Genomic DNA, 21,345 nt, shown 5'->3' on the forward strand with positions numbered 1-21,345 from the left:
CCAACACCGAGAATTAGATTATGACTTTTGAACCGAAAAAATTTGAAGAAATCTACACCAACATGGTGCAGAAATCCCAAGAAAAAGTTCCTACTTTGACAGATTTTCAGGTAGGTAGCGTTATTCGCACCATGTATGAATCTTTTGCTTATGAAATTGGGATACTCTACGAACAATTAAATCAAGTTTATCTGTCAGCCTTTATTGATTCAGCGGAAGGTCCACAATTAGAAATGTTGGTAGCTTTGCTAGGAATTCAACGAGGATTACCAGATTTTGCCGAGGGAACCGTCACTTTTCAACGGGATTTAGGAACCGACATAATTGAAATTCCTGTGGGAACTTTAGTAACTACAGAAGACAGTGAAAAATCACCGAAAAAAGCTTATACAACTATTGAATCCCAAATTTTTCCCGCCAATTCAAAAACTCTTGATGTTAAAATTCAAGCTGTAGAACCAGGAGAAGAACAGGTGACTAAGGAGGAGACAATTAATATTATGCCTCTCCCGGTTACAGGAATTAAATCAGTCATCAATAAAAGTCCTATACAGTTTACTGGAAAGAAAACAGAAACCGATGAAGAATTACGAAAAAGAGCAAAAATTGCCCTGATTTCTTCTGGAAAAGCTTCTAATATTGCTCTAGAAAATGCACTTTTAAGTCAGCCGAGCGTTAAAGAAGTTAAACTGATTGAAAGGTTTAATGAGCCTGACAAAAAATATGGTTTAGTTGACATATTTGTCGATGGCGTTGATTTTAGCAATGAAACTAAAGTTCAAAGTCTCAAAAACCAGATTGATAAAGTTAGAGCAGCAGGGGTATTTGTTCGTTTACAATCAGCTATTCCTGTTCCTATAGATGCTGTATTTAAGATTGAAATTAATCCAGGTATAAAAATATCGGAAATGGAGCGCAAGACAATAGAAAAATCTGTTGAAGAAAGCATCATTGCTTATATTAGTCAGATAAAAATGGGACAACCTTTGTTGTTTTCTCAACTGACTCGCCAAATTCTTTCTGTAACCAATGTCTATAATATAGAGCGTTTTGAAATTTGTACCTATGTCCCAATAGACAATGGCTCTATTCCCAGTACACCAACTCAATGCTATGCTGATAATGATTCTCGAAAGCAAATTGATATTGGGGAAGCGCAAAAAATCTATCTGCGTAAGATTTGGGTAACTTCACAAGTGAAAACAGTTCCTATTGTAATTCAATTTAAAATCAATCAGGATATTCAATCTTCTCAAGAACCAGAAATTATAAATAAATTATTGGAATATTTTAACAGTCTAAAATCTGGTGACTCAGTGAAAAAAGGAGATATTGAAAATAAAATTGCTGAAGCTCAAGCTCAAATCACCGTTGAAGATAAAGACTTGAAGTTACAAGTACAAGCTTCAGATTTATCGCCTTTAGCAGTAGTTACACTGGAAGAAATTAAATTGAGTTTTGCCGAAAAAGCCGAATTAGACAAAGAAAATCTGTTTATCTATCGTAACATTCTGAAAATCGTTGGTGCAGTTCAATTTACCCCTCCTAAGACAACTAATGATGAGGAGAAAAATAAAATCAAGCAAAAAATTATTGACAGTTTGAACGATTATTTAGCGACTCTGAAACCCGAAGAAAACGTTGATATTGATGGGTTAGAAAAAGCGGCGAAAAATGTTGTTAATGATATGCCAGTCAAACTTAATATCAATGATTTGATTACTCTGATTAATGATCAAGAAGAATTAAGAATCAGTCAAAAGCAAATTGAAGTTAAACAATGGGAAAAAGCGCAACTTGGTAATTTTTGTGTAACTAGCGAGATTGAAAGTATCAAGGTAGATATTACTAAATTAAGCTTAAAATTGGTAATTCCCAATCCTCCTCCTAGTGGCTTCAAGCAAACAGATGTTATTGAACCAATACAAAAAGCTGTTACTAAAGCCATTCAAGAATTTCCGAAGCCGGAACAAGGCAAAAACTTGTCTTATGCGAGTTTGCAACAAGCTATTCTTACACCAATCAGTTCGCCAGAATTACAAAATTTATTGCGAGGCGTTACTTACGTTATCGAAAATTTTGACCTAATAGCAACTTCTAAATCTGATAACCGCACTCAAACAAGAAATATTAACAACAATAAAGAGATTCATGTTCGTTCCGTCGAAATAATCAAAGAAATCAACCCTCCAGCAACAGTAGAGGTGAAATAACTCTACTAAGCAGTGGACTGTTTCAATTAATTTAGCGCATTGTTATCGTCATCTGATATAAATGCTTGCTGTAACTGGCCATACCTGCTATACTGATTTACATGGTTGTCGAGAACGGTCTCATTTCTACCGCAACCCCGCTTCTCTGCGACACTACTCTCATCTTGTGTTCCTAGACGGAGAAAACAATGGCGATTAGTGGTAGAACAGCTAGTATCATAAGTCGGTTTCCCCACTTCTATCCTCCCGAAGATCCTAAGAGTTTTTTGCCTCAATTTTTGGATGTTTTTGGAGAGATACTAGACGAAGTGGAGCAGGATTTAATCCGTGTCTTAAAATCTCATTTTATTAATACAGCAGACAACTTTGGTTCTCTGGGTTTCACCGCTACTCAAAAAGGAGATTTAGATAAAATCTTTGCTCTTATGTTAGCGGAATTGGGAGGAACATCCCAATTAACCACAGTCAATCCCGAATTTCAGCCTAGGGATTTTACACAAATCTCCCTATTAGTGAAAGAATTGGTTGATTCAGAAAACCCTTTATCGAGTTATATTTTTACAAAAATTACGGAAGCATCCCAATTTTGTACGTTAGCCGTTTTACGAGGGACTGAAAACCTTGCGCTGTCGTTACTTTGGGTAATGAATAAATATCATGTAATCAATAAATATCATGTCAGCAATTCCTACTTCTGCAAGGATTTTCAGTTTCACTTATCACTAATTCTTAAGTTGATTATTGGAGAGGATGCTTTTACTAGCTATCTGCGCGATAAATTATCAGCAGAAACTAAGGAAAAATTATTCAATTATGATGGTTCAGCATCTGTTAACACCGATTTAAATCTTGCATTAGTTAAGGAATTTAATAAGATTTTACAAGAAGATCGTAATCTTTATAAATACCTGCAACAAAGAAATTTACAAAGCAACCTTTTGCAACAAATTAATCAAGGCTTAGAACCAGTAAAAATAGTATTAGCAAGGGGATTGTATCGGCGTTTACCTCCAGACATTCAAAGAATACTTTCTCGACAAAAACCGCCTTTTTACCCTCAAGATATTACGCCTGAAATTGAGATTGACTTAAAAAATCAATTAAAAGCTTTATTTAAAAATATCTCCTTTGTCCAACAATTACTTGCTGTAATTAATCAAGCTGAAGCAGCGACTACATTTTTATCAACCCAAGCAATCAACAGTTTATTAGAAATTGGCAAAATTAGTTTATCTAGTTTGTTATCGGTTCCAGAGAATACCACCAATATAGAAATACCCAAGCTTTCCCCCGCAGCAGAATACCTTCTATCTCAAGTCATCGTTGGAGATGACTTAATCCGACTGTTCCAACAAATTACTCAAGGCTTAGACCCAGTAAAAATAGTATTAGCAAGGGGATTGTATCGGCGTTTATCTCTAGACATTCAAAGAATACTTTCTCGACAAAACCCGCCTTTTCAACCTCAAGATATTACGCCTGAAATTGAGATCGATTTAAAAAATCAATTAAAAGCTTTATTTAAAAACATCCCCTTTGTCCAACAATTACTTGCTGCAATTAATCAAGCTGAAGCAGCAACTAAATTTTTATCAACCCAAGCAATCAACAGTTTATTAGAAATTGGCAAAATTAGTTTATCTAGTTTGTTATCGATTCCAGAGAATACCACCAATATAGAAATAGCCAAGCTTTCCCCCGCAGCAGAATACCTTTTATCTCAAGTCATAGTTGGAGATGACTTAATCCGACTGAATCGAATGCTATTAGAATCGGTTTATCCAGAGGAAATTCCCACCAGTGAAACGCCGACAGCAATAGAAGTCGCTGAACAACTTGCTCAAGCTTTCAATCAGAAAATTTTAACTGATGACAAATTCTATGAAAATAATAAAAAAAGTTTTACTTTTAAAAGCTTATCTCGCGAAATGCAAAGCTTGATTCAGTCTGAATCTCCCAGCAAAAAATCAGATTTACAAATTAAACGGCTGAATCGCTTACTGTTAGAAACAGCCTATCCCACTTATTTAGAAAAAAGTATTACTGTCTATCGCAAACGTCTTCAACGCCTAATCGATGTTTTAAAGTCCGGTGCTTCAACTCAAGAGGGAATTGTCAAAATTGTTGCTGCAAACTTAGGAATGAGTACGGATGATAACGAGGAGATCAAACCTTGGGAATCTTACCTTTTTGACATCCCGATAACTCTAGAATCCTCTCTTAGTAAACTTACCGTACCCGAAGAACTTCAGCAAGCCTTTCGAGAAAAAGGATTAATTTTAGCATTTGGTACAACTATTGTATTAGAGAAATCTCAACAACGTTGGTTGCTTACTGATGCCAGCCAAGGACAAGTTTATCGTATTCTTAAAAAAAATGGAACCCTTAAGGTTTATCGTCAGTTAATTCGGGTAATTGAATTTTTTCCTGAATTAGTTTTTCATAAATATACAATTCATCCTCATATTGATAAATTTAATGTCAAAAACCCCAATGCTGTTCCAGCTATTCCTGCGATTCAAATCAAGATTTTAGATAATCGTGAAAATCCGCAAGGTTCTTTATCACCTTTTACGAATATTGTTCTAAATAATCTCACTAATAATCAATCTATAAAATATGAAGCAAGTCTCAATATCAATGAAATTTTATTACTCCTACCGGATGGTTCAGCTATGGTAAATGGAGTAACAGATCCTAAACATTTACTTGTGGGAGCTATGCCGAGTTTACCCTTAGGTCAATCTCAATGGTCAATAGAAGCGGATATTGGCAACCCACAAATTACTTTTGGTAGCACTCTGTTTGACTTTTCTTTGTTTGAAAGTAACGCAACTAATTCAATTACATCTGAGGAACAAGCTAAATCTTATTCATTGGAGGTTACATTCTCTTTTTATCAAATAACTCCGGGAGGTTTCACAGTTAAGATTCCTTGGCAAATCCCAGGTTACAGTGATCGCTTTGACGAAAGCTTAGATCATCCACGCCATCAAATTCAAAGTTTAATTGAAAAAGTCAAAGCATCGGGGATTCGTGCTAAGATTGCTTATGAACAACAATTTCAAGAAGACCATCAAATCCAGGAAAAATTGTTATTTCAAGGAAAAGGCAAATTTTCAGAAGACCATAACATAACTGATGAATTTGATGGTCGATCTCAACAATCTTTGCGTTCTGAACAGGAAATGTCTGATACATTTTTGACCTCAGCCGTATTTGATTACACTTATTTTGATACAATTGTATTTACCTAAGGAGATCTAGCTATGGCTATCCAAGACACAATGGACATCAAAGGAAGTCTCACCATCCAAAAAAGAGACTTGAATAATCAACTGGTAGAAGAAATTCACGCTAACAATACTATTGTCACTTCTGGACGAAGATTAGTGGCTCAACTTTTTAGTCAAGAATTCAAAGACACTATTAAACCAGTTTCTCAGATTGCGATTGGAGGTAATGATAAAGCGGTCAGTGATGATGATTTACAATTAGCACAAGAAATCTTCCGCAAAAAGATAAATCCTATTAAGGACAGTGATTTAGTTCTGTTACCTGATAGCAAAAGAATTAAACTAACAATAACGGCTGATCTGCAAGCGGGAGAAGGTAATGGAGAATTAAAAGAAGCGGCTTTATTCAATGAGTACAAAGTCATGTATAATAGGGTTATCTTTAAACCGATTAATAAAACTCCAGATTTTACCCTCACCCTGATTTGGGAAATCACCTTTTGAAATCAACTTACACTCTAATTATTGGTGACGATCATGCCATTAGCTGACACTCTCAAAAAAGAACCGGGTGACATTCTCAAGTCTGATGATTGGAATGTCATAATCAAAGAAATTGACCGCTTAGAAACAGCAAAAATTAATCGAGATGGAGCCGACACTCTTAAGGGACCGCTAACTATTGCTGAGGCCTTAAACGCCAATAGTAATGTCACTATTAAGGGAAGTCTAAGTATTGTTGTTCCGCAACCTCAAGAACCTTCAGGTCAGATTTTAGTTTTAGGACCTACTAATGCTTCTAATCTACGATTAGGCTATCATCAAGATTATTCTTGGATTCAATCTCATGGTAGCAAACCTTTGCTGATCAATCGGTTAGGGAATAATATTGGTATTGGTAGTACAATAAATCCAGTTGCTAGGTTAGATATTGCCTCAGCTACTCGTACTGGAACTCATCCCACAGCCGTTAAAGGTTTATATATAACCGGTGATTTTAATGCTGATAATGATGGTGTAGAATTTCGCCATAGCAATGGTACTCAAGGAATTGGCTTTGGCTTCAATACCATTTATGCAGCAGGAAGTAATGCTAATCAAGATTTACAATTAAAACCAAAAGGGACAGGAGAAGTTAAGGTTGCTGGAAGTTTGTCAGTTTCTGGTATTGTCAAAGCCCAAGCATTAACACTTAGTCAAAGTGGTGGTCAATCCAGCGGTATGGCTTCCTTTATGAGTAAAAATCCTGAACCACCTTACATTAATTGGTATCACAGCCGTAGCGGAGCAGATCAAGATCTTAAGCGCTATGGATATATTCAAGCAGGAGATGACGGCATTAAGGAGTTTCGGTTTGTTGCCGAGAATGGAGCTAATTTCAAGTTTTCAGGGGGCAACCTAACAGTTTCTGGTGATTTATCAGTAACAGGTTCGGTTAGTTTTGGTTCACAAGTGCGTCAAATGCTTAATTTATGGTCAACTGGCTATGGAATTGGCATACAAAATGGGACCCAATATTTTCGTAGCGATAGAAACTTTGCTTGGTATAAAGGTGGTTCCCATAATAACGAGGAACTCAATCCTGGTGGTGGAGCAGTACAAATGGTTATCAAAGATGGTAATGTTGGTATCGGAACAACAAACCCAGGTACAAAGTTAGAGATCAATGGTGATTTAAAAGTAACTGGTACAATTACGGGGACAATTGATGCGACAAATATTGCTACAGGAACATTAAATGTTGCTCGTATTCCTAATTTATCGGCTAATAAAATTATTGATGTATATGATATCTATTTAAGAGGATCAGCCTTTGAGTCAACAGAGGGAAATATTACATTTTTAAAGATTGCCAACTTTGATTTTGGGCTGACAACACAACGTGGATTGAATACGATAATTCTCAACCCAGGTGGTGCTTATAGACGTAAGGCGAATCACGATGTATATGGAGATAAGACAAATTGGAATAATTGGGCTGATTGGGTTAACTCTAATGCCGCAGCTGGAGATTTAGTAGCTGTTGCCAGCTATGATGCTTTACATGAGGCTCCCAAATCTGGTTCAGCAGCTACTCTGTTGGATGCGATTAATGGGAAACAAGCCTTTAGCGCAGAGTATCGTGTTTCTTATGCACTGTTTTTTATTAAAGGAGAATCAAAATGTATAGAAGTATTACAAGCTTATCGAGGTCCTAATGCTCATTTAAAAACGGGCTATGCTTTTAGTCAGCTATCATTTAACTTTAACAACTTTAACAGCGAGGAAGCCTGGATAGTCCCAGCATTTATGAATGGTTGGATAAATTTTAATACCACCCACAATCCTGCTGGATATTTCAAAGATAGTTTGGGAATAGTTCACCTCAGAGGGTTAGTCAAGAATGGTACTAACAATACTACTATTTTTACGCTTCCTGTTGGTTATAGACCTTCCTATCAAGAGCTTCAAGCAGTTCAAACCAATCCTAATACAATTGGTCGGGTTGATATTCTTGCTGATGGACAAGTTACAGTAGTATCAGGAAGTAATGGGTGGGTTTCTTTAGATGGGATTACCTTTAGGGCCGGAGGATGATATTAATCTATGACTGAATTCATTCTCATCACTGGTGATAAAGCCATGTTTAACCCTACCTTCGGACAAGCAATTGTTACCGTTTATCCCCAAGCAGTGTCAACCCATGTTGATACCGTTCCCGATATTTTGGAATTTGCCATTATTGAAGAAAACTGGGTGACATTAAACAATCATAATTTAAAGATTGGGGATAAAGTTAAAATCTTCTGGAATGACAACGACAGCCAATTATTTACCGTTGAAGAAACCAAAACCGATCAATTCAAAATTTCCCTTAACCACACAGGTGATATTTTTGTGTACGGTCGAGAAGTAGATGATTTTCATGTCGTTGACTATGATGCCTTGTCAATGCTTCATATTTCTGCCACTCAGGAACTCTACAAAATTATCAAAAAATTAGAAGGAAAAATTAACGAAAAAATTAATGCTTAAACTCTGATGAACAATTTCAGTTTGAATTTTAGCTTTTCCTAATCCAGTAGTGGACTAATACAGCAACAAAAAACCTCCGTGTCCTCTGTGTCTCTGTGGTGTTTCTTATTGTTACCAATAATAAGATTTTGTATCACAAATACGGGAGAGTCCCGATAACTATCTCCATTCCCCCAAAAATCCAAATTCTCATCAATCAACTTGATCGACAGTTAAACGAAATTGAACAACAAGCAGCACAAGGAATTAATCTGCTTAGAAGCTTATTGTCTTATTTCCCAGAAAATGTTATACTAATGCAGTATTTTGCTTATCTTAACACGATTCTGTTTTTCCTAGAAACAGCAAGACGACAAATCCAAACCACTATTGATACTATTTCTGATGAAGACGTGCCGAGGGAATTAATTCAAGAAGCAGGAGAAGATTTGGGAATGTTGCAAGGAAAAATCATAGAAGAAAAAATCCGCTTGCAAAGACTTATTGATTTTTTAGGAAATAACCCATGAAAAAACTGCCCGATGAAAAAACCTTATTAGCTATGCTAGAACAGTTCAAAATTGCTGAACAACAAGCGAGAGAAATTTGTGAAATATCAACAGAAGTAGCCTTAAAATATCAACAGCGAATGCGAGAACTTAGGGAAGCAAAACAACAGACCGAACACTGAATCAGCAACAAAAAAACTCCGTGTCCTCCGTGTCTCTGTGGTGTTTATTATAATTTTATTTAACCCAAATAAAAGGCGGTGAGTGTAAATGGCTTATAGCAATTTCAAACTCAATTTACAATTTTGGTGGTATGATCTAGAAACACTAAGTTAAAAGCCAACCTTTCCCACGAGTTATTCCCATGAAAGAACAAATCCAAGAACGCATCCAACAACTCAAAGCCGAATATGAGTCCGGTCAAAAAATGTTAGCTGATCTAGAAACACAAGAGTCTAATCTAAGAACTACCATGCTGCGCATCAGTGGTGCGATTCAAGCATTAGAAGAGTTACTCGCTCAAGCTGAGGAAGAAGAAAATCTCGACGACGCTAAAAAAGTAGAAGTTCTCTCTCAATGAAATAGTTAATATTCCCCAAAACTGCCATGATTCGAAACCTAGTTTTGAGAATAATCAGCTTGCTAGTTGAAACCTTAGCAAGCGTTCTTTCTCCCGCAGAGCAACACATTAAGGCTGGACCGGTTGACTCAAGCGATAGCAGTAATCTCCCGATGATTGTGCTAACTCCGGGTTGCTTTACCATCAGCCAACAGCCCGGAGAAAACACCTCTAATCAACCGCGTCCAGAAGAGTTTCGGGAAAAACTGGCTGTCAGCCAAGAAAAACCTTTAGGACCATATATCTTAGCCAAAACACCGCTACAAGGAACGGTTCAGTGTCAAGTTTTCTTTGCTGAAGGTACATTAACAGAAAAGCAAATTTGGCTTCAGGAAAAACAAGACTTTACCATCAATTATAAAACGAAAGAGTGTAACTTTACTTATGATATATCACAGGCAGAAAGTATCCTGTTTATCTACTCGTTTGTCGGGATTTTTAGCCTAAGAAACTTTGAACAAGAACTTTTCATAGAGGTACAAGCTGCAAGTACCAATGAACTGGAAAAATTAACGGCTCTCATTGCTGGCTCTATCCTAACCCACCACGACCAATTAATCGAAGCCTATAATCAAGATCCCACCTATAAAACAGAATATAATGCAGCTTCCCTGAGAATTTTAGCCCAACTGCATCAAATTCAGTTTTTAGCAGGAAATCCAGCCGATACATCCTCAATTAAAATGAAGCTGAAGTTTTTAGTAACCGGTCAACTGAAAGCAACACGATCAATTAGTGAAGCATTTGGTATCATCGAAAAAATTGAGATTATCGAACCAACGGTTAGTCGATAATTTCCCGATCAATTTTGGGTAAACCCTCATCAAATTCCAGCGAAGTCTCTTGCCTCATCTCAACAGGCAATTTAAATACGCGGGCAGCTTAAAAGAGTCTTATACCATTTTTCATAAGTAATGGCAGAGATGGTTAATCGCCCTCACCCCTAACCCCCACCCCCCCTGCCCCCCCCGACATCGGGGGGGGATTAAGGAGGGAGCCCCCCGCCTATCGGCACCCCCCTTATTAAGGGGGGCAGGGGGGATCGAAGCTAAAATCCATTTTTAATTTAATTATAACCAGCTACTTAGCTATAGCAGTTATCTTAATGATGAGGTACGAAGTTGCTGCCAGCAAGGGAATCTTTAAGAAATTACCCAAAATCCCTGAGTACAGATATTGACGGCGCTAGACTCCCAACGTATAGATAAATACTGTTTCTGGAAGCCCATGACTGTGAGCTACGAAAAAATCACCCCACCGACAACAGGCTCGACAATTACTTTTTCTGACGGAAAACCTCTAGTTCCCGACGATCCCATCATTCCCTTCATTCGTGGTGACGGTACGGGAGTCGATATCTGGCCCGCAACCGAAAAAGTCATTGATGCAGCGATCGCCACAGCCTACGGTGGTCAAAGGAAAATCCATTGGTTTAAAGTCTATGCTGGCGATGAAGCTTGCGAAATCTACGGGACCTATCAATATCTGCCCCAAGATACATTGACAGCGATTAAAGAATATGGTATGGCCATCAAGGGTCCCTTGACCACTCCGATCGGTGGCGGCATTCGTTCCCTGAATGTGGCTTTGCGGCAAATTTTTGACCTCTATGCCTGTGTTCGTCCCTGTCGTTACTATGCGGGAACCCCTTCCCCCCATAAAACCCCAGAAAAACTCGATGTCATCGTCTATCGGGAAAATACCGAGGATATTTATCTGGGCATCGAATGGAAACAAGGCACGGAAATCGCCGATAAACTGATTAATTATCTCAACACCGAACTAATTCCCGCCACTCCCGAACACGGTAAAAAACAAATTCCCCTCGACGCGGGTATCGGGATCAAACCAATTAGTAAGACGGGTTCCCAAAGATTAGTCCGCCGGGCGATCGAACGAGCGCTGACTTTACCGAAACCGAAAAATCAAGTTACGCTTGTCCACAAGGGTAACATTATGAAATATACGGAAGGGGCGTTCCGGGATTGGGGTTATGAATTAGCTAAAAGTGAATTCCGGGATGTGTGCGTTACCGAGATGGAATCATGGATCCTGAGCAATAAGGAGAAAAACCCCGATCTGAGCATCGAAGATAACGCCCGCATGGTGGAACCGGGTTATGATGCCCTCACGGACGAGAAAAAAGCTAAAATCTGTCAAGAAGTTACCAGTGTTCTCGATGCTATCTGGGAAACCCACGGCAATGGGCAGTGGCAAGATAAAATTATGGTTAACGATCGCATCGCCGATAGTATCTTCCAACAGATCCAAACCCGTCCCGATGAATACTCGATCCTCGCTACCATGAACCTGAATGGCGATTATCTCTCCGATGCGGCAGCGGCGATCGTCGGTGGTTTAGGGATGGGACCCGGGGCGAATATTGGCGATACTTGCGCTATTTTTGAGGCAACCCACGGCACAGCCCCTAAACACGCCGGTTTAGACCGAATTAACCCCGGTTCGGTGATTCTTTCCGGGGTGATGATGTTGGAATACATGGGATGGCAAGAAGCAGCCGATTTGATTAAAAAAGGCATCGCAGCAGCGATCGCTAATCGACAAGTTACCTACGATTTAGCGCGTCTGATGGAACCCCCCGTTAATCCTCCCCTGAAATGTTCCGAATTTGCCGACGCGATTATCTCCCATTTTGGCGATTAATTTTCTGGTTAGGGTAGCCTGAAAACTGCCCTATTTTTCGGAAAATCCCCACAATTACCCCTGCCTCCGTTAATGCAGACGTTTTAAGCGTTCTTGGAGAATTTGGGCTTGTTTTTCGGACTCTGCTAAAGCTTGCTTCGTTTTTTGGATTAAAGCTTCTGGAGCTTTTTCGACAAAGCTAGGTTTATTCAAGCGATCGCTCAAACTCTTGATTTCCCCTTCTACTTTAGCTAAATTTTTCTCTAATTTCCCAGCCAATACCGATATATCAACCAATCCGGACAGGGGGATGAGGATTTCTACCGTAGCGACAACACCAGCGATCGCTTGATTGACTTCCTCGGTCAATTTTGCCGTCAAAATTAAGTTTTCGATCTTGGCCAAGTCTTTTAAGTACACTTGTCCGCGTTGCAGAATAGCTAATTCTTGACTGTTTTCTGTCTGTAAAATTGCCGTGATCGTTGCCCCCGGTTTAATCCCCGCTTCGGCCCGCAAATTACGCAACACCCGAATACTTTCTATTAATAACTCAAAAGTATTTTCTAAGTCTAAATCGATCAGAGAACTATCAGCTATTGGATAGGTTTCTAAAGCTAAAACCTGCTGATTTTCTTGGGTTAAATGATGCCAAATTTCTTCGGTAATATGGGGCATAAAGGGATGTAATAATTTTAATGTCCCTGCCAAGATAAAAGCCAAAGTTTGCCGGGCCGTGGCACAGGAAACCGATTCTTTATCCTTCCATAAACGAGTTTTTACTAACTCGATATACCAATCACAGAAATCGCGCCAGATAAATTCGTATAGACCTTTAGCCGCTTCTCCCATGCCATAATTTTCTAGATAATCTCTAGTTTTTTGCACTGTTTGATGATAACGAGATAAAATCCAGCGATCAGCTAATTCTAAATTTTCTAAAACTGGTTCTCCCAATTCTTCTGGGGTTTTTCCCTCCAGATTCATCATGACAAAACGGGAAGCATTCCAAATTTTATTGGCAAAATTTCGGGCAGCTTCTACGGATTCCGATTCATCGGTTTTACGGTTGTATTGCAGACTGATATCCTGTCCTGCTCCTGCCACTTCTCGGATTAAGGTATATCGTAAAGCATCGGTTCCATATTTATCAATTAAAATTAGGGGATCGATGCCGTTATTAGCAGATTTAGACATCTTTTTGCCGTTTTCATCCCTAACTAAACCGTGAATATAGACATCTTTAAAGGGCATTTGTTGGGTAAAATAGCCCGCCATCATCGTCATTCTGGCCACCCAGAAAAAGATAATATCAAAACCAGTGACGAGGGTTGTGGTGGGATAATAGGTATCTAGATCAAGGGTTTTTTCTGGCCATCCCATAGTCGAAAATGGCCACAATCCCGAAGAAAACCAAGTATCTAAAACATCGGGGTCTTGTTGAATAATTATATCCTCTCCATACTCTTGTTTAGCCTTGGCTAAAGCGGAGGTTTCATCTGGGGCAACGACGAAGGGAGTATGGTTAGTAATTTCGTTGTTAGTTTCACTGATAATATACCAAGCAGGAATTTGATGACCCCACCACAGTTGTCGAGAAATACACCAATCTTTTAGTTTAACTAACCAATCGCGATAAACTTTTGTCCATCTTTCCGGCACAAAACGGGGCGAGTTTTCCTGATCTAAACAGGCTAAAGCTTTTGTGGCTAAAGGTTCAATTTTAACGAACCATTGGGTAGATAAAAGGGGTTCCACGGGAACTTTACCTCGATCGCTATAGGGGACGCTATGGCGATAGGCTTCAATCTTAACTAAAAAGCCGTCTTCATCGAGTTTTTTAACGACATTTTTGCGGGCAACAAAACGATCTTGACCTACGAATATTCCGGCATTTTCGTTTAAACTGCCGTCTAAATTCATGATATTAATAAAGGCTAAATTATGGCGTTTACCCATCTCAAAATCCTTGGGATCGTGGGCCGGCGTAACTTTGACGCAACCGGTACCGAATTGGGGATCCACCAATTCATCGGCAATAATGGGTATTTCTCGCCCCATTATCGGTAAAGTGACGGTTTTGCCGATTAAATGGCGATAACGGGGGTCTTGCGGGTTGACAGCGACACCAGTATCACCGAGCATGGTTTCGGGCCTTGTGGTGGCTACTTGAAGATAACCGCTACCATCGCTGAGAGGATAGCGAAAATACCAGAGATTTCCCTCAATATCCTTGTTTTCTACCTCTAAATCGGAAACGGCCGATCGGGATTCCGGACACCAGTTAACTAAGTATTGACCGCGATAGATTAATCCGTCTTCATAAAGTTTGATAAAAGCAGTACGGACAGCATGGGAAAGTCCCTCATCCATGGTGAAACGTTCCCGCGTCCAATCGACGGATACCCCCAAGCGCCGCAGTTGATTAACAATGGTACTACCGGACTCCTCTTTCCATTGCCAAGCGCGTTCGAGGAATTTTTCCCTTCCTAGTTGATAACGGTCGGTTTTTTCGGCTTTTAATTGGCGATCGAGTATGGCTTGTACTGCAATACTAGCGTGATCTGTCCCGGGCAGCCAGAGGGTATTTTTGCCGGTCATGCGTTTGTAGCGAACAAGTGTATCAATCAAGGCACTCTCGAAAGCGTGACCCATGTGGAGACTACCGGTAACATTGGGAGGGGGGATGACTATACAGTAGGTTTCGCCGCCTTTTTCGGGGTTTGCTGTAAATATTTCTTGATTTTCCCAATATTGCTGCCATTTGGTTTCTGTGATCTTGGGATCGTATTGCTTCGATAGTTCCGAGGTCATGATGGGGGGATTCTACAATTCTTAGTTCTTTGTCAATTGTCCCACATTTGGGAGAGATCAAATTCTGGTTTAGTTGCCAGCTAAAAATTTTCAAGAGTCCTAAGCTAAGACGTATTTAAACCGCTTATTCTTAGATTAGCCGAATCTTCTCCAATCGCTTTACTGTTGCCTCTTGCCTCTTGCCTTTTGCCTCGTCTCAACAAGCAATTTAAATTACGAACAGCTTATTAAAATAGCTGTTATCTTTTCCTCGGCTAAACCTAGCTAATTTATGGTAACTTTTTTCTATCTCACCAGTATAATAATTGCTATAATCAATTGAGGGAGCCAATCAATAAGTAGGTAGGTATTAAAAACTTTCAGACACCCCCCCCTATTAAGGGTAGGGTTGATTCATGAATCAACCCTACTTAATAAGGGGGGATCGAACCTAAAATAAATTTTTAATTTAATTATAACCAGCTACTTAAATTATGACCATAGCAACAGATAAAAGTACCTATAGCTTTGCCGAATATTTACAACTAGAGGAAACGGCAGCCTATAAAAATGAGTATCAAGACGGGGAAATCGTACCGATGACAGGAGGCACTACCGATCATAATAAAATTGCTCTCAATTTTGCCGCTTATTTAAAATTTGCCCTCAAAGGACAGAAATATAATATTTTTATCGGTGATGTGAAATTATGGATAGCACAATATCGTCAAGCAACCTATCCCGATGTGATGCTAATTGAGGGAGAACCGATTTATTATGAAACTGGTAAGACAACTGTTACCAATCCCAAATTAATAGTAGAAGTCCTATCAAAATCAACTCAAAATTATGACCAGGGTGATAAATTTCTCTATTATCGTTCGCTGCCTGGATTTCAAGAATATATTCTGATCAGTCAAAGTCGTCCATATATCATGCAGTATAACAAAACTGAAGAAAATAAATGGTTATTAACGGAATACGAGGGCGAAAATGCCAGTTTATCTTTAACTTCTGTCAATTTTGCTCTCAGTTTTCAGGAAATTTACGAAGGAGTTACTTTTAATATAATTAATAAACCTCTTGCATAATTAATTTTTCTGGGTTCAAAAACGGCAAAAATAAGGATTAAATAGCATAAAGTCTGTAAATAGACCATTTAACTGATTATTATTCATTCTTAATTCTCCTGACTCGGAGACTACTGGCTACTGACTCCTAACCCCACCAACAAACTTTTTCAGCAAACCCTATTTAACGATTTGCCTTGAATTTTCGTTTTTTTGCCAGTATTATCGCCAAGGAATCGGGAAATCTATCTCTACAGACCCAATTTCGCCGCTAAAGCGATCGCTACTGGGAAAATGCGATGTTCTTGCACTTGAATGCGTTCGTGGAGACTGGCGGCGGTATCATCGGGGAGAATGGGAACCACTGCTTGCATTAAAATTGGGCCGCTATCTACCTCCGCGCGAGCGATATGCACAGTACATCCGGTCACTTTTACCCCCGCCGCTAAAGCTTGTTCCACGGCACGCACACCCTTAAAACTGGGTAGTAAACTAGGATGGATATTGATCACGCGATCGGGAAAAGCATCCAGTAACACCGGGGTGACAATTCGCATCCAGCCGGCCATAATTACCCATTTTACCCCGTATTCTTGGAAAGTTTTGACCAGGGCTCGATCGAGTTCTTCTCTGGGTTTAAATTGACGATGATCGAGGAAGACCGCAGGGATATTGTAGTCATCGGCTCTTTCTTTTACCTTGGCATCGGGATTATTGTAGATGAGAACAGAAATTTGGGCATTTAGCTGTTTTTTGGCGATCGCTTCTGCCAAAACAGCAAAATTGGAACCACTACCAGAAGCCATCACTCCTAAAGAGAGGGTTTCCTCTAGGGCAATATCGGCCAAACTGAGATCGGGAGAAATTAAACTTGGGGAAAAACTCATAAATTCAGTTATCAGTTATCAGATTTAAGTTATCAGATTTAAGTTTTAAGTTAATTAGTTAGTTATTTTCATCTTGATCCCCATTTACTGATCACCGATCACTGTTTACTGTTTACTGTTTACTGTTTACTGATCACTGATTACTGATCACTGATTACTGATCCTATCCCCGTTGTTTCAAACCGGTTTCAATAGCGGCAATTACTGTTTCTATGACTTTAACGCGGGCGAAATACTTATCATTTGCCGCCACAATCGTCCAAGGGGCGACGGGGGTGCTAGTACGGGCTACCATCTGATTAACTGCCACATGGTAGAGGGGCTGTTTTTCCCGATTGCGCCAATCTTCATCGGTGAGTTTATGTTGACGATAGGGGTTAGTTTGGCGTTCGTTGAAGCGATTTAACTGTTCTTCGGAGCTAATATGTAACCAGAATTTGACTAAAACACAGCCTGAATGGGTTAATTGGGCCTCAAATTCGTTAATTTCTTGATATGCCCGCCGCCAATCCATATCTTTAGCGAATCCTTCTACTCTCTCCACCAAAATCCGTCCATACCAACTGCGATCGAATATACCGATAGTTTTGGCCGCGGGTAATTTGCGCCAGAAGCGCCAGAGGTAATGATAGCGGTGTTCTTCCTCCGTCGGGGCAGCAAAGGCAATCACTTGATAACTGCGAGGATCGAGGGTATCGGTTAAGCGTTTGATCGCACCTCCCTTGCCGGCGGCATCCCACCCTTCAAAGAGGACTAAAACGGGGATATTTGCCTGAAAAATCTTTAATTGCAGTTTTCTTAATTCTACCTGTGCCTCACGCAAGCGGATTTTATAGTCTTCTTTTTCCAATTTGGCACTTAAGTCCACTCTCCCTAGATAATCGGGTTCCGTGGGCAGTAATTGCGCTTGGGGTGGTAGATTGACAGGAGGTTCGATCGGTAATTGCCGCTGATCCAAAGCTTGAGCGATCGTACCGACTAATTGGGAGAGAACTTTTACCCGCGCCCAACGTTGACAGTTGCCCTCCACCAATGTCCAAGGGGCGGCCCCCGTGCTAGTGTAGGTAATCATTTCCTCGGCTAAACTGGCATACTCATCATAACGTTTGGCCTGTTGCCAATCTTCCGGACGCACGCGCCAAGATTCTAGCTCATTTTCGGCGTATTCTTTGATGCGTGACTTTAATTCCTTTTGACTGAGGTGAATCCAGAATTTAGCGATTGCGACCCCATCATCAAATAATTGTCGCTCAAAGGTGTTGATATCGCGCATGACCAGGGGAATCTGGGAGGAGGGCAATTTATTTAAGAGTCGATCCTCTAGCAGATGGGTGTACCAACTGTGATAAAAAATGCCTATACTGCCCTTTGCTGGCAGTTTTTGCCAAAATCGCCACAAAAACGGGTAACTTTCCTCTTGGGGGGAAGGGGTTAAAATTGGATGGACGGTAAAACCGCGAGGATCCATATAGTTAACCATTTTTTTGACTAAAGTTCCCTTCCCCGCCGCCGCCCAACCTTCCAAAACCACCACCACGGGTAATTTACACTCCCAACAGGACTTCTGTAGCGATCGCAGTTGTTCCATTAAATCTTTAATTTGTGATTGATAAGTTTCCTTGTCAAGGGAAAGAGATAGATCGAGGGGACTTAACATGATGGTCAAATAAAAGCAAAATTAGGGTATAAAGTTATAGACAAGTCAATCTCAAATAGGTCTTTAGCGTGTCTCAAGTTAAACCTACCATTCTCGTCACTGGCGGTGCGGGTTATATTGGTTCCCATGCAGTTCTAGCGCTCAAAAATGCCGGTTATTCCGTCATCGTACTCGATAACTTATCCTATGGTCACGCCGAAATCATTAAGGATATATTAAAAGTTGAGTTAATTGTCGGTGATACTAGGGATCGATCGCTGCTGGATAATTTATTTGCTAGTCGTGATCTTGCCGCCGTCATGCACTTTGCCGCTTTTATTGCCGTGGGGGAATCGGTGCAAGAACCGGCTATTTACTATCAAAATAATGTTAGTGGTAGTCTGACTCTTTTGCAAGCGATGATCGCCGCCGATGTGAAGAAATTTGTTTTTTCTTCTACCTGTGCTATTTATGGAATGCCCAAGGAAATTCCGATGACGGAAAATCACCCCCATCATCCCCTCAGTCCCTACGCTGCCAGTAAGGAAATGGTGGAACAAATTCTCAGAGATTTTGATCCGGCCTACGGTTTAAAATCGGTGGCTTTCCGTTATTTTAATGCATCAGGAGCCGATCCCAGTGGTTTATTAGGGGAAGATCACCAACCGGAAACCCATTTAATTCCCCTGGCTTTATTAACTGCCCTGAAAAAACGGGATTCCCTGTCAATTTTCGGCACGGATTATGATACTCCCGATGGTACTGCTGTTCGCGATTATATCCATGTTAATGATTTAGCCCAAGCTCACGTTTTAGGCTTAGAATATCTCTTAAATGGGGGCGAAAGTAATGTGTTTAATTTGGGCAATGGTAACGGTTTTTCTGTGCGTGAAGTGATTGAAACAGCGCAAGCGGTAACTGGTTTAGATATTCCCGTCATCGAAAGTCCCAGAAGGGCAGGTGATGCCCCCATTTTAATCGGCAGTAGTGATAAAGCTAAACAGGTTCTCGGTTGGCATCCCCAATATGCCGATCTCAAGGTAATAGTTGAACACGCTTGGAATTGGCATCAAAAAAGACACGCTTAACAGCGATCGAGTGCTAAACTTTAATCTTATAAGATTGAACAGTTCTATCAGTCGATAACAGTAAAAAACTGCTAGAGGCTGATAGTTTACCGCTATAAGCTTCTCTAGAATCCTCTCGAATACAATGGTATGAATAACAAAATAATCTTAATATTTATAGGCTTGACTTTTTTGGCAAGTTGTGCTGATAGTAAACAGTTTCAATGTCAAAAAATCTATCGCATTGCCAACGAAGTGGCCCAAGAAACCAAATCCTTAACCAAGGGTCAAGGGACAGAAATTGACCAAAAAAGTTGGCTATTAGCCGCCGATAAAATCGAACAGGCCGCAGAAAATATGAAAAAATTAGCAGTGAAGGATCCTGAACTAGAGAAATATAAGACCGCTTTCGCTCAAGTTTATGAAGATTATGCCACTGCCACTCGTGAAATAATTCAAGTTATCGAAACTCGCAATAAAAACGGGGCAAAATTAGCACAGGAAAAGGTAAGAAAAGCTGGCCAATTAGAAAAAGAAACTGGCGAAGCTTTTAATACCTATTGTCAAGCACAGTAAGGCACTATTAGCACAGCTATTGTGGTGGGTTACTGAATCTTGACTTTTTACCCCAAAAATATAAGGTCTAATTGCCTATATTGTGGTGCGTTACGCTATCGCTAACGCACCCTACGGATTAGGGTTTAATTGCGTACAAAGTGCCGACATTTTTACTGCGAGGCATCCGGGAGAAGATGATAAAACCGAAGTCTTGCAGATGTTTGACTAAAGCATCGGGACCCTTTTTATGCCATTCCATCATGAGAATTTTAATCTGTCCTAATTGACCAGTTGCCGCTAAAGAATCGAGGATTTCGTATTCGGAACCTTCACAATCAATCTTGGCAACAATATCGCTATCGGGATAGTCAGAGGTAATACCTTTAAACACATCGGTGAAAGGTTTAAGAATTAAATCGGCTGTAGCGGTTTGTTTCGAGGCAAAAGGTTTTAATTGGTTGTCAATACCAGAAATACCAACACTGCCTTTAACATTGTAATCGTATTCTACTTGAATAATTTCATCACGAGCGCCGACTCCATAATCAAAAGCTTTAATCTTCTCCGCTAGATTAGGATTGAGGGCAAAATTTCTTAAAGCTTGGTCGTAGGTAGCCTTAAAAGGTTCGTAACTATAGACAGCTTTCACATTAGCTCGATTGGCAAAAAAGAGACTAGCAAAACCCGTATTCATACCAATATCGATCGCTACACAGGGCTTGTCATAGAGGAAATTATATACACCTAAAAGGAAAATTTCATGGGCGATATCCAAATCCTGTCCCGTCTCGATAATTAACTTAACTCCATCGATCTCGATAATTAATTCCTGTTGCTCATCGATATAAAATTTACAATCGGCTAGAGCTTTTAAGGCGTTAGCTTTGTTAAAAACTTTACTAGCCAAGAGGAAATCTTGCTTATTTTTGCTTAAACTGATCCCTAAGGGTTTGTAAAAAAGTTGACCAGATTTAGCATCATATTCCACATAATTAGGACTAATATTATGCTCTGCCAACTGACTAGACCAGTATTGATCGGCAATATGGGGATAAGTCTTAAATTGCCGATAGCGTTTATGTGCATCTAACAGTTTTTGGTAAAGCATTGCTTGTCTAGCCTC

Annotated in this window: 17 protein-coding genes; 13 read left to right on the top strand and 4 right to left on the bottom strand. The window is 39.8% G+C overall.

Annotated features, from left to right (window positions below; genetic code table 11):
• Window positions 1-20 precede the first annotated feature (20 nt).
• The 10 genes from O9334_RS01250 (at window position 21) to O9334_RS01295 (ending at window position 12,235) form a co-directional block, all read left to right on the top strand.
• Complete coding sequence (locus O9334_RS01250; RefSeq protein ID WP_287998689.1) at window positions 21-2,213, top strand: baseplate J/gp47 family protein; 2,193 nt, start codon at window positions 21-23, stop codon at window positions 2,211-2,213.
• 188 nt (window positions 2,214-2,401) lie between these two features.
• Window positions 2,402-5,470, top strand: coding sequence for a hypothetical protein (locus tag O9334_RS01255; RefSeq protein WP_287998691.1), 3,069 nt, complete (start codon window positions 2,402-2,404; stop codon window positions 5,468-5,470).
• A 12-nt stretch (window positions 5,471-5,482) separates the two neighbouring features.
• Window positions 5,483-5,953 carry a hypothetical protein gene (locus O9334_RS01260; RefSeq protein WP_287998693.1) on the top strand — a complete coding sequence of 157 codons (471 nt, stop codon included), beginning with the start codon at window positions 5,483-5,485 and terminating at the stop codon, window positions 5,951-5,953.
• A gap of 33 nt (window positions 5,954-5,986) precedes the next feature.
• Entirely contained in the window at window positions 5,987-8,026 is a 2,040-nt protein-coding gene (locus tag O9334_RS01265) for a hypothetical protein (protein ID WP_287998695.1), read from the top strand.
• A gap of 9 nt (window positions 8,027-8,035) precedes the next feature.
• Window positions 8,036-8,464, top strand: a complete 429-nt coding sequence (locus O9334_RS01270) for a hypothetical protein (protein WP_287998697.1) — start codon at window positions 8,036-8,038, stop codon at window positions 8,462-8,464.
• 128 nt (window positions 8,465-8,592) lie between these two features.
• On the top strand, window positions 8,593-8,973 hold the full coding sequence (locus O9334_RS01275) for a restriction endonuclease subunit S (protein ID WP_199308268.1): 381 nt from the start codon (window positions 8,593-8,595) through the stop codon (window positions 8,971-8,973).
• Entirely contained in the window at window positions 8,970-9,134 is a 165-nt protein-coding gene (locus tag O9334_RS01280) for a hypothetical protein (RefSeq protein ID WP_190359221.1), read from the top strand. Before O9334_RS01275 ends, O9334_RS01280 begins: the two co-directional genes overlap by 4 nt.
• A gap of 182 nt (window positions 9,135-9,316) precedes the next feature.
• Window positions 9,317-9,532 carry a hypothetical protein gene (locus tag O9334_RS01285; protein ID WP_287998702.1) on the top strand — a complete coding sequence of 72 codons (216 nt, stop codon included), beginning with the start codon at window positions 9,317-9,319 and terminating at the stop codon, window positions 9,530-9,532.
• A gap of 59 nt (window positions 9,533-9,591) precedes the next feature.
• Window positions 9,592-10,365 carry a hypothetical protein gene (locus O9334_RS01290; RefSeq protein WP_287998705.1) on the top strand — a complete coding sequence of 258 codons (774 nt, stop codon included), beginning with the start codon at window positions 9,592-9,594 and terminating at the stop codon, window positions 10,363-10,365.
• 433 nt (window positions 10,366-10,798) lie between these two features.
• Complete coding sequence (locus O9334_RS01295) at window positions 10,799-12,235, top strand: NADP-dependent isocitrate dehydrogenase (protein WP_190380048.1); 1,437 nt, start codon at window positions 10,799-10,801, stop codon at window positions 12,233-12,235.
• A gap of 69 nt (window positions 12,236-12,304) precedes the next feature.
• Here O9334_RS01295 and O9334_RS01300 read toward each other — a convergent pair whose 3' ends face one another.
• A complete protein-coding gene (locus tag O9334_RS01300; RefSeq protein ID WP_287998708.1) occupies window positions 12,305-15,025 on the bottom strand; it encodes a valine--tRNA ligase in 2,721 nt (906 codons plus the stop codon).
• Window positions 15,026-15,498: 473 nt separating this feature from the next.
• Here O9334_RS01300 and O9334_RS01305 point away from each other — a divergent pair, with 473 nt between their 5' ends.
• Complete coding sequence (locus tag O9334_RS01305) at window positions 15,499-16,095, top strand: Uma2 family endonuclease (protein ID WP_190380050.1); 597 nt, start codon at window positions 15,499-15,501, stop codon at window positions 16,093-16,095.
• Between the two features lie 230 nt (window positions 16,096-16,325).
• On the opposite strand, the gene purN is transcribed toward O9334_RS01305, so the two are convergent.
• Both purN and pap read right to left on the bottom strand, forming a co-directional pair.
• Window positions 16,326-16,961, bottom strand: coding sequence for a phosphoribosylglycinamide formyltransferase (gene purN, locus O9334_RS01310; protein ID WP_190380051.1), 636 nt, complete (start codon window positions 16,959-16,961; stop codon window positions 16,326-16,328).
• A 163-nt stretch (window positions 16,962-17,124) separates the two neighbouring features.
• Complete coding sequence (gene pap, locus O9334_RS01315; RefSeq protein WP_287998712.1) at window positions 17,125-18,618, bottom strand: polyphosphate:AMP phosphotransferase; 1,494 nt, start codon at window positions 18,616-18,618, stop codon at window positions 17,125-17,127.
• A 68-nt stretch (window positions 18,619-18,686) separates the two neighbouring features.
• Between pap and galE the strand changes: the two genes are divergently transcribed.
• Together galE and O9334_RS01325 are read left to right on the top strand one after the other, a co-directional pair.
• Window positions 18,687-19,685 carry a UDP-glucose 4-epimerase GalE gene (gene galE, locus O9334_RS01320; protein ID WP_045361615.1) on the top strand — a complete coding sequence of 333 codons (999 nt, stop codon included), beginning with the start codon at window positions 18,687-18,689 and terminating at the stop codon, window positions 19,683-19,685.
• Between the two features lie 129 nt (window positions 19,686-19,814).
• Window positions 19,815-20,240, top strand: coding sequence for a hypothetical protein (locus O9334_RS01325; protein ID WP_045361618.1), 426 nt, complete (start codon window positions 19,815-19,817; stop codon window positions 20,238-20,240).
• Window positions 20,241-20,358: 118 nt separating this feature from the next.
• Here the strand turns inward: O9334_RS01325 and O9334_RS01330 are convergent, their stop codons facing one another.
• A complete protein-coding gene (locus tag O9334_RS01330; protein WP_190380053.1) occupies window positions 20,359-21,330 on the bottom strand; it encodes an FkbM family methyltransferase in 972 nt (323 codons plus the stop codon).
• Window positions 21,331-21,345 lie beyond the last annotated feature (15 nt).

This window comes from Microcystis sp. LE19-8.1F (genome assembly GCF_027531715.1).
Lineage (GTDB): Bacteria > Cyanobacteriota > Cyanobacteriia > Cyanobacteriales > Microcystaceae > Microcystis > Microcystis wesenbergii_A.